This is a genomic window from Bacillus sp. FSL R12-0074, from assembly GCF_038005725.1.
Classification (GTDB): domain Bacteria; phylum Bacillota; class Bacilli; order Bacillales; family Bacillaceae_G; genus Bacillus_A; species Bacillus_A mycoides.
Map to the genome: position 1 here is coordinate 750,444 of NZ_JBBOTR010000001.1, position 14,644 is coordinate 765,087.

Sequence of the window (14,644 nt, forward strand, 5' to 3'; positions counted from 1 at the left end):
ATATATTTTATTCATAAAAAAATCACAACGTATGGAGCTCAGCCGCGGAAAGATAAAAAGAAACCTGAATGAGTTTCAGGTTTCTTTTATGCACAAAGCATATGGTGAAGGGGGATACCTTCTATGTATGCTTTGCTTTTATACAAGACCTAACCAATGTACCAATTGTGTAGAGAGGAATGTAACAACAATGGCAATAACAGTAGGGATTGCAAACGATAAAAATGTCCATTTTGCACTTTTTGTTTCTTTATATATGTTAACTAGTGTTGTTCCGCATGGGAAATGAAGAAGTGAGAACAACATTGTGTTTAACGCAGTTAACCAAGTCCAACCGTGTTCTAAGAATAGATTTTTAATTTGATTAAAATCATCTATTTCAGTTAAAGCACCAGTTGATAAGTAAGACATTAATAAAATCGGGATGACAATTTCATTAGCTGGTAGCCCAAGAATGAATGCAGCTAGAATAAAGCCGTCAAGTCCTAACATTTTAGCGAATGGATCTAGAAAGTTTACAAAATACATAAGTAAGCTCGTGTCATCGATGAAAATATTAGCAAGTAACCAAGTTAATGCAGCTGCAGGGGCAGCTACAACTACAGCTCGTTTTAAAACATATATTGATTTATCGAGTGTTGCACGTACAATTGTATTCCAAATTTTTGGTTTGCGATATGGCGGTAACTCTAGTGTGTAGTGAGTCGGAACACCTTTTAAAGCTGTTTTCGATAGTACCCAAGAAACAGTTAATGTCATAATAACACCAATTACAACCATTCCAACTACGACACCTGCAGTAACAAATGTTTGCATACTTCCTGTATAGCCGGCAGCCATAAATAGTGAAGCCATTAAAATTAACATAGGCCAGCGCCCATTACATGGAACGAAGTTGTTTGTTAAGATTGCAAGCATACGTTCACGTGGTGATTCAATAATACGTGTTGACATAATGGCAGCTGCATTACAACCGAATCCCATTGCCATTGTTAAAGATTGTTTGCCGTGTGCACCAGATCGTTTGAATAAGCGGTCCATGTTAAATGCGACACGTGGTAAATATCCGTAGTTTTCTAATAGTGCGAACATAGGGAAAAAGATTGCCATAGGTGGTAACATAACGCTTATAACAGCACTGGTACCACGGAATAAACCAAGTATTAAAATACCATGTAACCATTCAGGTGCATGCATTGCTTGGAACCAAGATGTTAAATATCCTTCTACCCAGCCAAAGAACTTAGCGATCATATCAGAAGGTACGTTAGCGCCTGCAATTGTGAGATAAAAAATAATAGATAAAATACCGAGCATAATTGGGAATCCCCAGATTGGAGATGTGAAAATTTTATCTAGTTTTTCGGAACGATACAATTTATCGGTATTTGTATATTGGACAGCTTCTTTACATATACTTGCGGAGGTTCGATAAATATCTCCGACAATATCATCTCGTATATCTTCTTTTGAAAGTGTTTGTGCATGTTGAACAATATAGTCCAGCGGAAGAGCTTTACTGGCTGAGTGAGATTCCATTTATTACGACCTCCCTTACAAGTGGTTCGTTATGATGTTTTTGAAGTGCAGTTAAGAAATTTTTATCTCCATCTAAAATACGTAACGCAATCCAACGTGCTGGATACGTATTGCCGAACACTTTATAAATTTGTGGTTCTAATTCTTGAATCATATTTTCGATTTTATCGTTATAAGTAATTTTAATTGGTGTTGGAATTAGTTTTTTATTTGCTACTTTAGCGATGACATTTAGCAAATGACCAATGCCTAATCGGTTGCGAGCAGAAATCTTCACTACAGGTACACCGAGTGATTTTGCTAATTTCTTTTCGTCAATAATGATTCCTTTTTTCTCCGCTTCATCAATTAAGTTAATACAAATGACCACATCGTTTGTCATTTCCATCACTTGGAGTGCTAAATTTAAATTTCTCTCCATTGCAGTTGCATCTATAACAACTACAGTTACTTCTGGTTTTTCAAATATAATATAATCTCGTGCTACTTCTTCATCTGCCGAATTTGAATACAGTGAGTAAGTTCCAGGTAAATCTATTATTGTATATATATTTCCGCCATGCTTATATTCCCCTTCAGCCTTTAAAACAGTTTTCCCCGTCCAGTTTCCAGTATGTTGTTTTAAGCCTGTTAAAGTATTAAATAATGTACTTTTCCCGGTATTCGGGTTACCAGCTAACGCAATGCGATGGTTACTCATCTGAAATCATCTCCTATTAATACCCCGAAAATAAGGGAGCTTTCTTCACTACGCAGTGCAATAGTTGTGTTGCTTACTTGATAAGCGACTGGGTCTCCAAGTGGACTGCGTTGTAATACTTTAATTGTCGCTCCAGGAAAAAAGCCTAAATCTAATAAACGTCGTTTCATAGTTCCTTCTAATTGTATCTTCTCAATTTGTACAAATTCCCCTGTTCTGAATTCGGAAAGGGGTTTAGTATTAGCCGATACCATAAAAGTTACCTCATCTCTATATTTTTAGTTTTAGTTTAAAAAGTTTCCTTAGGTAAACTTTTTGATACTAATATAGTAGACTACATTTAATGATGCTGTCAATTAGTACTTTAAAAATATTCAAATATTTTTAGAATTGTTCCAATTTATTGAGTTGTACCGAAAAATATTACTGAAATTCTTCTTAATGTAAATAAAGTAAGAGTGTAAAATTTAAAAAATATAGTGGATTTGTAAATATAGTTTTAACTTAAAGGGCAAAATAAAGAAAAATATTTACATTGGATTTACATTGTTAAGAATAAATTTACAATACTCCGTGTTTAGTGTGGGTTTTGTTGGCTTTTTCAACTGTAAATGTTGGAATGTCTAGCTTTTATGGGATGTTATCTCTATTTACTTAAACTTAAAAATTGCTTAACACTCACATAATATTGTTGTCCTACAATGAATTTGTGTTCGAAAGAAGATGAATTCGAAAAGTGATAATCCAAATGGGGGTACAAGACATGGTTATGAAAAAGGGTATTAAATTTTCTTTAGCGGCTTTAGTTGTTGCAGGTGCATTAGTTGGATGTGGAAAAGCAGAAAGTACGGATAATAAGGAAGCTGCTAAAGGTAGCGATGCAAAACAAGAATTATCAGGTACGATTGCAGCGGCTGGCTCTACAGCTCTTCAACCTCTTGCGGAGGAAGCTGGAAAGAAATTCATGGAGAAAAATTCAAAAGTTTCTATTCAAGTTCAAGGTGGCGGTAGTGGAACTGGGATTAACCAAGTAGCATCTGGTGCGGTACAAATTGGTAACTCAGATGTTCCAGCTGGAGATAAAATAAAAGATGCTGAAAAAGCAAAAGAATTAGTAGATAACAAAGTTGCGGGTATCGCATTCGCACTTGTCGTAAATAAAGATGTAAAAGTTGATAACTTAACAGTAAAACAAGTGCAAGATATCTTCACTGGAAAAGTGACGAACTGGAAAGAAGTAGGCGGAAAAGATGAAAAAATCAATGTAATTAACCGACCAGCTTCATCTGGTACACGTGCTACTTTTGAAAAGACAGTGATGAAAGACGCGAAGATTAATGATGGAACTGGTACAACACAAGATTCTAATGGTGCTGTAGAGCAAGCGATTAACTCTACTCCAGGTTCAGTTAGTTACTTAGCGATGTCTTACATGGTTGGTGAGAAAAAAGGTGCGTTACAAACGGTTAAAATTGATGGATCTGAACCGAAAGTTGAAAATATTTCTGCTGGTAAATATCCATTCTGGTCTTACGAGTACATGGTAACTAAAGGTGAGGCAAAAGAAGCGACAAAAGCTTACATTGATTATGTAAAAGGTAAAGATTTCGAAAAACAAGTAGAAGATATGGGTTACATCCCAATGTCTAAATTAAATAAGTAATAAAATTTTATGGGGCTGGCTGCAAGGCCAGTCCTGTTCAATGCAATCTATGAAGTGGGGTCTGTCCTGTGATGAAGGGGAAAAAACAAATTAATTACGTAAAGAGTGAATATATAGGTAGATCACTTGTTACGTTTTGCGGTATCTTTATTGTTTTTATTACATTAGCTATTATTGCGTTTATTTGCGGCAAAGGAATTCAATCTTTCACGCAAAGTGGTATCTCGTTTTCTGAGGTGTTAACTTCGACAAAATGGAATCCAAATGCTGATCAAGGTACGTATGGTGCTGTTATCTTTATTGTCGGTTCTACGCTTGTGTCGTTAGGTGCTGTTGTCATTAGTGCACCAATTGCTATAGCTCTTGCTATATTCATGAATTTAATTTCGCCGAAGTTTGGGAATAAAGTATTAAAGCCTGTTTTAGAATTATTAGTTGGTATTCCATCAGTTGTATACGGATTATTAGGGGTTACGATCTTGGTTCCTCTATTACGGGATTCGTTCGGTGGAGTGGGATTTAGTTTAATTGCGGGTATTATTGTCCTGAGTATTATGATTTTACCTACTATTGCTAGTATTGCCTCTGATGCAATACGCTCTGTTCCGTTTGATTACTTGGAAGCTTCTTACGGTCTAGGATCGACGAAATGGCAAGCGATTAGCCGAGTTATTGTTCCTGCTGCAAAACAAGGAATTTTAACAGGTATAGTTTTAGGGTTAGCGCGTGCTTTTGGTGAAGCGTTAGCGGTTCAAATGGTAATCGGAAACACGATTAAATTACCGGAAGGAATATATAGTCCAACAGCAACGTTAACAGGTATTCTGACAATGGACATGACGAATACATTGAACGGAACAGCTTGGAACAATGCGCTATGGACGTTAGCGATGATTTTACTTGTTATTTCATTCCTGTTTATTTTAGTAATTCGAGCGATTGGTCAAAGAGGTGAGCGATAATAATGAATGCAAGAACGGTAAATAAAGTTTGGACAGGTATCTTTTATGGGGTTGCAGCTTTAGTTGTAGCTTTGCTGGCTTTTTTAATGTACGAAATTCTGCAAAAGGGATGGGGATTTTGGGATCCTAGTTTCTTATTCGGAGAACCAAGCAATACAAGAGCTGGTGGGGGAATTGGTCCACAGTTATTCAATTCTTTCTACATGCTTGTTATAACACTTATTATATCTATTCCTCTTGGACTAGGGGCTGGAATATATTTAGCGGAGTATGCAAAACAAGGTCGTTTTTTAAGTTTTGTTCGTTTATGTATTGAAACAATGGCGTCTTTACCTTCTATTGTTGTTGGACTATTTGGTTTATTAGTATTTGTTACAATGACAGGCTGGGGATATACAGTAATGGGTGGAGCTCTTGCTTTAACTATTTTGAATTTGCCTGGTTTAACACGTGTTTGTGAAAATGCGATTTCTGAAGTTCCTCATAATGTAAAAGAGGCGAGTCTTGGACTAGGTGCAACGAAATGGCAAACAATTGCCCGCATCATTATCCCGTCTTCGTTACCACAAATCATTACAGGTATTATTTTAGCGGCAGGCCGTATATTCGGTGAAGCTGCGGCGTTAATTTATACAGCGGGTTTAACATCACCTATTTTAAATTCAGCAGCGGACTTCTCGAGCCCCTCGCATCCTTTAAATCCATTTAGACCAGCTGAAACGTTAGCTGTTCACATTTGGAAATTAAACTCTGAAGGGATTATCCCGGATGCGAAGTTAATTGCAACAAAATCTGCAGCTGTATTAATTATTATGGTATTACTCTTTAATATCATTTCTCGTTTCGTAGCATCTGTATTACACAAGCGTTTTACAGGAGCGAAAAAAAGTCGTAAAACGACGAAGAAGGTAAAAGTGGCATAAATATCCGTAAAAGAACTCTCTGTTTATAAACAGGGAGTTTTTTTACGGACATTTATTAAAATCATTAACGGTAAGGGGGAGTGAATCGACAGTTGTTGGGGGAGTCTCCTATGATATTGAGTGGAAACTGATAGGTTTTTTGTTGGAACAAGAACATAGTGTTATATTAGATAGCCCATGTCTCTATGAGGGGATGCTTGAAAAGGAATAGGTTTATGTCGGAAGTATGGGGCTACATATAAATATATTGAATGTTATCTTAATAATATAGAAGAAATTAATCGTAGGTTACAAACACGTGAACATAAGATAAGTCAGTAGAATCAGGAGTAGCGTTTGAAAAAAGTGGTTAGATGGCAGTAAAAGGCTTTTAAATGATGAATATCTTCTTGTAGATTCTGGTAAGCCACTAGAGCGATATACGAAAAAAGTGCTGGATTATATCGATAGGTAGGGAATTCTAAAAGGCGTTATCTTCAATTATGAAGATAACGCCTTTTAGTTTAAATATCAGGTGTTTCTGTAGAAGTGCTTATTTTTCTGCGGGAGCGTCTTTTTCTCCCGATTTTATCTAATAGTTCATACATAACGGGAACGACTACTAATGTAAGAACGGTTGAGACTGCCAAACCACCGATTACAACGACGGCCAGACTTTTCGATACCATACTTCCTGCTTGAGATTGCCCGAAGAGGAGTGGTAGCATAGCGACGATTGTTGTTATAGCTGTCATAATAATTGGGCGTAATCTAGTAGATCCTGCTTCTAGTAAGGCTTCTCTTGTTTCCATACCGTTTTCCCGATTTTGTTGCACTCTTTCTATTAATACAATAGCATTTGTAACGACAATCCCGATTAACATTAATGCGCCGATTAATGAATTTACGTCAACAGGTGTTCTTGAAATGATTAATCCTAAAATACCGCCGACAGCAGCTAATGGTAAAGAGAATAAAATCGCGAAAGGAGCACGTGCTTGCCCGAATGTGATAACCATAATTAAATATACAATCCCGATTGCGATCCCCATAATTTTGAATAAATCTGTGAAGTTCTCTTGCATAGATTCAGTAGCACCTGCGACATTTACTTTTGCTCCGTTAGGTAAATCTAAGTCGGCTATCGCCTTGTTTACTTCTGCGCTTACTTTGCTTAAATCTTCATTTGAAGCTTCTGCGGTAATTTGAATCGTTTCTTTCCCATCTTTATGGAAGATTTCCGTTTGAAGTTGTTTTTCTGAAATAGTTGCAATGTCTTTTAAAGGAATTGGTCCGTTAATAGGTGATAGTATGTTTGTGTTTAAAATATCTTCTTGTTTGTTAATGGATGCCTTTTTATGTTCTATCATAATGGTTGTTTTTTCATTATTGATTGAGATTTCCCCAAGAGGAGATTTCTTCATAAGGAATGATACTTGTTGTGCTACTAATTCTGGTGTTAAACCATGTTGTTCCGCTTTTGTTTGATCGATATGAATTTGCCATTCTTTTTTAGAGTCTTCTATATTTGTTTTTACTTTAGAGAGATCGTCCATACCTTTTAGTTTTGTTTCGACGATGTTAGCGGCCGTTTGTAAATTTGTTTCGTTAGTAGCTGTTACATTAAATTGTAAGTTGTTTCCGCCTCCGGAGTCAGAGTAACTCGTTTTTATATAATCAAGTTCAGCTGGTTCGAAAGCTGTATGATCCTTTTTTAATTCTTTAATATATTGGTCGATGTCAGATCCTTTTTTAAAGACTACAAATATAGTTGCAAGATTGTTTTGAGTTGTCTGTCCCCATTGTGCATCTTCTGCGCTAGATCCCATTCGCAAAATAACATCTGTTACATCAGAATTAGAGAGGAGTTTCTTTTCGAAATCAAAGGCTTTTTGTTTTTTAGCTTCAGAATCATAATCACCTGGAAATGTCATGTTAACGGAAAGCATTGTATCGTCCTCAGACTTTATGTTAGCTTTCGGAAGTAGTATGTAGGCTGCAATTGATCCTGCAAATAATAAAAAAGAAGTGAGTAGAATGATAAACTTATGAGAAAGAGCCCACTTTAATGTAGTGACATATCGCGGTGAAGAATGTGAATTGCGACGTTTTGTTTTTTTGAGCAGTAAAAAAGCCATAAGTGGAACGACCGTTAATGCCACAATTAAGGAAGAAAGTATAGAATACACAACTGCTAACACCATAGGTAACATTAGTTTTCCGATTACTCCCGATACGAGACCGATAGGTAAAAAAACGGCGACTGTCGTTAAAGTAGAAGAGGTAATTGCGACGGCGACCTCTTTTGTTGCATCGAGAATAATATCTTTAGAGAAAGATCCTTTTTGTAAACGACGGAAAATATTCTCGATGACAACGATACTATCATCGACGAGACGTCCAACTGCAACGGCTAAGCCACCAAGAGTTAGAATGTTAAGTGTGATGTTAGATTGATGGAGTAAAAATAGTGTTAATAAAATAGATAATGGAATACTAACGACAGCGATGAGTGTTGTTCGGAAGCTGCGTAAAAAGATTAAGATAATGAGAGTTGCAGCAATTGCCCCAAGGATTACTTCTTTTCCCATACTAGTAACAGCATTTTCAACTTGCTCATGAGTTGAAGCTAAAAGTTTAATAGAGAATTGATCTTTATATTGCTTGCTTATATCTTTAATCTTTTTATCAATCTCTTTTCCGATTGCAACCGCATTTTTACTCGGCTCTTTCATGATGATTAATCCTGTTCCTTCTTCCCCGTTTATGTGCGAGATTGTATCGTAATGTTGTTTTAATTCAATTTGAGCAACATCTTGTAATTTTACTTGAGGTGTAACGGTGATATTTTTTATGTCATTTACATTTTTTATATCCCCGATGACACGAAGATTGTATTCGGCCTTATTAACGGTAATTGCTCCGGCTGGAGTGGAAGTTTCTTTTCCTTGTAAAACTGTTAATACTTGCTGTGATGTTACGTTTTTATCTTTTAGTTGGTTAGGATCAAGTACGATGGATAATTCGGAAGTTGATTTTCCGAAAAACATAACATTGGCAACACCATCAATGCTTTCGAGTTGTGGTACGATTTCTTTCTCAATTTGTTTTTCGTCAGCTTTTGAAAATCCGTTTTGCTTCTGGATGGTAATTTGAGCGAGTGGAATCATAGAAGTGTTTAATTGGCTAACAACAGGTTTAGTTACATCTTTAGGTAATTTAATCGTATTAATTGTTTTTTCGACTTCGCGTGCCGCGTCTTTCATATTTGCCTTGGATGTATATGCAATGTCGATGCGTGATAATCCCTCATGTGTGGAAGAAGTGATGCCATCGATATGTTCTAAATTACGAAATTGTTTTTCAAGGGGGTCAGTTACGTCCTTGGTCATCGTTTCAGCATCGACCCCTTGAGATAATGTCGTAACAGTTATTGCAGGGTTATCGATGCTTGGTAAAAATTCCATAGGTAATTTAGAGCCGGAATAAACACCGAGTATGGAAATGAGAAAAACCATAATAATAATAGCGGCTCGGTTTTTTAATGAAAATTTTGTTAACCTATCCATAAAATAATTCCTCCATTAGTTTATTTATAGTTTTGTGGGCACTTTCTTACTATATAACAAAAATTGGATATCTTTCATTAATTAAATGTAAAAAAATTCTAACAATAATCTTAATTTAATATTTCGAGGGGAAGTTTGTTATTTGTGGAAGCAAAATTCCTGATTGGAGAGAAAAATCAGGAATTAAAGTTTTGCTCTAGTATAGTGGCTAAGTTTTTTTTTACTCTACATTTAAATGATTATTTGTCCTTCTTAAGCAGAACTATAGTAATTATAAAATTAAAAAAAGGAGAAGACTAAAGGTTAGGAAGTTATTGTGAAATACTGCCTGGTTGATGATAGTGTATAGTAACTTGTATACAATCAAAATGAATGTTTTTAGTAGAAAGGATAAGGGTTCTTTCTATAGAAGAAAGTAGGATAGATAACTTTTTGTATTTTTTTATAAAAAATACTTGTTATTTAAAAACCATGATGGTATATTAATAAACGTCGCTGATGCGGAAACGCAGAAAACGACAAAAAAGAAATTCAAAACATAGTTGACATCGAAAAATGAAGATGTTAATATGATGAAGTCGCTTTTGAAGCGGCAGACAAGTTCTTTGAAAACTGAACGAAACAAACAACGTGAACGTCAATTTTTATTTTTTAGATGCTAGACAAACTAACTTTATTGGAGAGTTTGATCCTGGCTCAGGATGAACGCTGGCGGCGTGCCTAATACATGCAAGTCGAGCGAATGGATTAAGAGCTTGCTCTTATGAAGTTAGCGGCGGACGGGTGAGTAACACGTGGGTAACCTACCCATAAGACTGGGATAACTCCGGGAAACCGGGGCTAATACCGGATAATATTTTGAACTGCATAGTTCGAAATTGAAAGGCGGCTTCGGCTGTCACTTATGGATGGACCCGCGTCGCATTAGCTAGTTGGTGAGGTAACGGCTCACCAAGGCGACGATGCGTAGCCGACCTGAGAGGGTGATCGGCCACACTGGGACTGAGACACGGCCCAGACTCCTACGGGAGGCAGCAGTAGGGAATCTTCCGCAATGGACGAAAGTCTGACGGAGCAACGCCGCGTGAGTGATGAAGGCTTTCGGGTCGTAAAACTCTGTTGTTAGGGAAGAACAAGTGCTAGTTGAATAAGCTGGCACCTTGACGGTACCTAACCAGAAAGCCACGGCTAACTACGTGCCAGCAGCCGCGGTAATACGTAGGTGGCAAGCGTTATCCGGAATTATTGGGCGTAAAGCGCGCGCAGGTGGTTTCTTAAGTCTGATGTGAAAGCCCACGGCTCAACCGTGGAGGGTCATTGGAAACTGGGAGACTTGAGTGCAGAAGAGGAAAGTGGAATTCCATGTGTAGCGGTGAAATGCGTAGAGATATGGAGGAACACCAGTGGCGAAGGCGACTTTCTGGTCTGTAACTGACACTGAGGCGCGAAAGCGTGGGGAGCAAACAGGATTAGATACCCTGGTAGTCCACGCCGTAAACGATGAGTGCTAAGTGTTAGAGGGTTTCCGCCCTTTAGTGCTGAAGTTAACGCATTAAGCACTCCGCCTGGGGAGTACGGCCGCAAGGCTGAAACTCAAAGGAATTGACGGGGGCCCGCACAAGCGGTGGAGCATGTGGTTTAATTCGAAGCAACGCGAAGAACCTTACCAGGTCTTGACATCCTCTGAAAACTCTAGAGATAGAGCTTCTCCTTCGGGAGCAGAGTGACAGGTGGTGCATGGTTGTCGTCAGCTCGTGTCGTGAGATGTTGGGTTAAGTCCCGCAACGAGCGCAACCCTTGATCTTAGTTGCCATCATTAAGTTGGGCACTCTAAGGTGACTGCCGGTGACAAACCGGAGGAAGGTGGGGATGACGTCAAATCATCATGCCCCTTATGACCTGGGCTACACACGTGCTACAATGGACGGTACAAAGAGCTGCAAGACCGCGAGGTGGAGCTAATCTCATAAAACCGTTCTCAGTTCGGATTGTAGGCTGCAACTCGCCTACATGAAGCTGGAATCGCTAGTAATCGCGGATCAGCATGCCGCGGTGAATACGTTCCCGGGCCTTGTACACACCGCCCGTCACACCACGAGAGTTTGTAACACCCGAAGTCGGTGGGGTAACCTTTATGGAGCCAGCCGCCTAAGGTGGGACAGATGATTGGGGTGAAGTCGTAACAAGGTAGCCGTATCGGAAGGTGCGGCTGGATCACCTCCTTTCTATGGAGAATTGATGAACGCAGTTCATCAATAAACGTTGACTTGTTTTGTTTCGTTCAGTTTTGAGAGAACTATCTCTCAAGTTTAAATGTATGTTCTTTGAAAACTAGATAACAGTGTAGCTCATATTTTTTTAATTTTAGTTTGGTTAAGTTAGAAAGGGCGCACGGTGGATGCCTTGACACTAGGAGTCGATGAAGGACGGGACTAACGCCGATATGCTTCGGGGAGCTGTAAGTAAGCTTTGATCCGAAGATTTCCGAATGGGGAAACCCACTATACGTAATGGTATGGTATCCTTACCTGAATACATAGGGTATGGAAGACAGACCCAGGGAACTGAAACATCTAAGTACCTGGAGGAAGAGAAAGCAAATGCGATTTCCTGAGTAGCGGCGAGCGAAACGGAATCTAGCCCAAACCAAGAGGCTTGCCTCTTGGGGTTGTAGGACATTCTATACGGAGTTACAAAGGAACGAGGTAGACGAAGCGACCTGGAAAGGTCCGTCACAGAGGGTAATAACCCCGTAGTCGAAACTTCGTTCTCTCTTGAATGTATCCTGAGTACGGCGGAACACGTGAAATTCCGTCGGAATCTGGGAGGACCATCTCCCAAGGCTAAATACTCCCTAGTGATCGATAGTGAACCAGTACCGTGAGGGAAAGGTGAAAAGCACCCCGGAAGGGGAGTGAAAGAGATCCTGAAACCGTGTGCCTACAAATAGTCAGAGCCCGTTAATGGGTGATGGCGTGCCTTTTGTAGAATGAACCGGCGAGTTACGATCCCGTGCGAGGTTAAGCTGAAGAGGCGGAGCCGCAGCGAAAGCGAGTCTGAATAGGGCGTTTAGTACGTGGTCGTAGACCCGAAACCAGGTGATCTACCCATGTCCAGGGTGAAGTTCAGGTAACACTGAATGGAGGCCCGAACCCACGCACGTTGAAAAGTGCGGGGATGAGGTGTGGGTAGCGGAGAAATTCCAATCGAACCTGGAGATAGCTGGTTCTCCCCGAAATAGCTTTAGGGCTAGCCTTAAGTGTAAGAGTCTTGGAGGTAGAGCACTGATTGAACTAGGGGTCCTCATCGGATTACCGAATTCAGTCAAACTCCGAATGCCAATGACTTATCCTTAGGAGTCAGACTGCGAGTGATAAGATCCGTAGTCAAGAGGGAAACAGCCCAGATCGCCAGCTAAGGTCCCAAAGTGTGTATTAAGTGGAAAAGGATGTGGAGTTGCTTAGACAACTAGGATGTTGGCTCAGAAGCAGCCACCATTTAAAGAGTGCGTAATAGCTCACTAGTCGAGTGACTCTGCGCCGAAAATGTACCGGGGCTAAATACACCACCGAAGCTGCGAATTGATACCAATGGTATCAGTGGTAGGGGAGCGTTCTAAGTGCAGTGAAGTCAGACCGGAAGGACTGGTGGAGCGCTTAGAAGTGAGAATGCCGGTATGAGTAGCGAAAGACGGGTGAGAATCCCGTCCACCGAATGCCTAAGGTTTCCTGAGGAAGGCTCGTCCGCTCAGGGTTAGTCAGGACCTAAGCCGAGGCCGACAGGCGTAGGCGATGGACAACAGGTTGATATTCCTGTACCACCTCTTTATCGTTTGAGCAATGGAGGGACGCAGAAGGATAGAAGAAGCGTGCGATTGGTTGTGCACGTCCAAGCAGTTAGGCTGATAAGTAGGCAAATCCGCTTATCGTGAAGGCTGAGCTGTGATGGGGAAGCTCCTTATGGAGCGAAGTCTTTGATTCCCCGCTGCCAAGAAAAGCTTCTAGCGAGATAAAAGGTGCCTGTACCGCAAACCGACACAGGTAGGCGAGGAGAGAATCCTAAGGTGTGCGAGAGAACTCTGGTTAAGGAACTCGGCAAAATGACCCCGTAACTTCGGGAGAAGGGGTGCTTTCTTAACGGAAAGCCGCAGTGAATAGGCCCAAGCGACTGTTTAGCAAAAACACAGGTCTCTGCGAAGCCGTAAGGCGAAGTATAGGGGCTGACACCTGCCCGGTGCTGGAAGGTTAAGGAGAGGGGTTAGCGTAAGCGAAGCTCTGAACTGAAGCCCCAGTAAACGGCGGCCGTAACTATAACGGTCCTAAGGTAGCGAAATTCCTTGTCGGGTAAGTTCCGACCCGCACGAAAGGTGTAACGATTTGGGCACTGTCTCAACCAGAGACTCGGTGAAATTATAGTACCTGTGAAGATGCAGGTTACCCGCGACAGGACGGAAAGACCCCGTGGAGCTTTACTGTAGCCTGATATTGAATTTTGGTACAGTTTGTACAGGATAGGCGGGAGCCATTGAAACCGGAGCGCTAGCTTCGGTGGAGGCGCTGGTGGGATACCGCCCTGACTGTATTGAAATTCTAACCTACGGGTCTTATCGACCCGGGAGACAGTGTCAGGTGGGCAGTTTGACTGGGGCGGTCGCCTCCTAAAGTGTAACGGAGGCGCCCAAAGGTTCCCTCAGAATGGTTGGAAATCATTCGTAGAGTGCAAAGGCATAAGGGAGCTTGACTGCGAGACCTACAAGTCGAGCAGGGACGAAAGTCGGGCTTAGTGATCCGGTGGTTCCGCATGGAAGGGCCATCGCTCAACGGATAAAAGCTACCCCGGGGATAACAGGCTTATCTCCCCCAAGAGTCCACATCGACGGGGAGGTTTGGCACCTCGATGTCGGCTCATCGCATCCTGGGGCTGTAGTCGGTCCCAAGGGTTGGGCTGTTCGCCCATTAAAGCGGTACGCGAGCTGGGTTCAGAACGTCGTGAGACAGTTCGGTCCCTATCCGTCGTGGGCGCAGGAAATTTGAGAGGAGCTGTCCTTAGTACGAGAGGACCGGGATGGACGCACCGCTGGTGTACCAGTTGTTCTGCCAAGGGCATAGCTGGGTAGCTATGTGCGGAAGGGATAAGTGCTGAAAGCATCTAAGCATGAAGCCCCCCTCAAGATGAGATTTCCCATAGCGTAAGCTAGTAAGATCCCTGAAAGATGATCAGGTTGATAGGTTCGAGGTGGAAGCATGGTGACATGTGGAGCTGACGAATACTAATAGATCGAGGACTTAACCATATAATATGAAGCAACG

Annotated in this window: 7 protein-coding genes, 2 rRNA genes and 1 pseudogene; 6 read left to right on the plus strand and 4 right to left on the minus strand. The window is 40.7% G+C overall.

Annotated elements, in window-relative coordinates:
- Nucleotides 1-138: 138 nt before the first annotated feature.
- Genes NSS97_RS03760 through NSS97_RS03770 form a run of 3 tightly spaced genes read right to left on the minus strand, consistent with a single transcriptional unit; the run spans nt 139 to nt 2,493 of the window.
- Nucleotides 139-1,539: a nucleoside recognition domain-containing protein gene (locus NSS97_RS03760; protein WP_341111628.1), complete on the minus strand. Its 1,401-nt coding sequence runs from the start codon at nt 1,537-1,539 to the stop codon at nt 139-141.
- On the minus strand, nt 1,517-2,239 hold the full coding sequence (locus NSS97_RS03765) for a FeoB small GTPase domain-containing protein (RefSeq protein WP_107887559.1): 723 nt from the start codon (nt 2,237-2,239) through the stop codon (nt 1,517-1,519). The genes NSS97_RS03760 and NSS97_RS03765 overlap by 23 nt, the downstream gene beginning before the upstream one ends.
- Complete coding sequence (locus NSS97_RS03770) at nt 2,236-2,493, minus strand: FeoA family protein (RefSeq protein WP_002090873.1); 258 nt, start codon at nt 2,491-2,493, stop codon at nt 2,236-2,238. The genes NSS97_RS03765 and NSS97_RS03770 overlap by 4 nt, the downstream gene beginning before the upstream one ends.
- Before the next feature lie 509 nt (nt 2,494-3,002).
- On the opposite strand from NSS97_RS03770, the gene NSS97_RS03775 reads away from it, so the two are divergent.
- The 4 genes and pseudogenes from NSS97_RS03775 to NSS97_RS03790 form a co-directional block, all read left to right on the plus strand.
- Complete coding sequence (locus NSS97_RS03775) at nt 3,003-3,902, plus strand: phosphate ABC transporter substrate-binding protein PstS family protein (protein ID WP_000245113.1); 900 nt, start codon at nt 3,003-3,005, stop codon at nt 3,900-3,902.
- Between the two features lie 71 nt (nt 3,903-3,973).
- Nucleotides 3,974-4,864: a phosphate ABC transporter permease subunit PstC gene (pstC, locus tag NSS97_RS03780; protein ID WP_002090872.1), complete on the plus strand. Its 891-nt coding sequence runs from the start codon at nt 3,974-3,976 to the stop codon at nt 4,862-4,864.
- Between the two features lie 2 nt (nt 4,865-4,866).
- Nucleotides 4,867-5,787: a phosphate ABC transporter permease PstA gene (pstA, locus tag NSS97_RS03785; protein ID WP_107887558.1), complete on the plus strand. Its 921-nt coding sequence runs from the start codon at nt 4,867-4,869 to the stop codon at nt 5,785-5,787.
- A 49-nt stretch (nt 5,788-5,836) separates the two neighbouring features.
- Nucleotides 5,837-6,241 (plus strand): annotated as a pseudogene (locus tag NSS97_RS03790) (AAA family ATPase); the annotation flags it as partial.
- A gap of 49 nt (nt 6,242-6,290) precedes the next feature.
- Here the strand turns inward: NSS97_RS03790 and NSS97_RS03795 are convergent.
- Nucleotides 6,291-9,335 (minus strand): efflux RND transporter permease subunit, encoded by a 3,045-nt coding sequence (locus NSS97_RS03795; protein ID WP_107887557.1) that lies wholly within the window; start codon nt 9,333-9,335, stop codon nt 6,291-6,293.
- 673 nt (nt 9,336-10,008) lie between these two features.
- Here NSS97_RS03795 and NSS97_RS03800 point away from each other — a divergent pair.
- Both NSS97_RS03800 and NSS97_RS03805 read left to right on the plus strand, forming a co-directional pair.
- Nucleotides 10,009-11,560, plus strand: a 16S ribosomal RNA gene (locus tag NSS97_RS03800).
- Nucleotides 11,561-11,706: 146 nt separating this feature from the next.
- Nucleotides 11,707-14,628, plus strand: a 23S ribosomal RNA gene (locus NSS97_RS03805).
- Together the 16S and 23S rRNA genes form the textbook arrangement of a ribosomal RNA operon.
- The last annotated feature ends 16 nt before the right edge of the window (nt 14,629-14,644 follow it).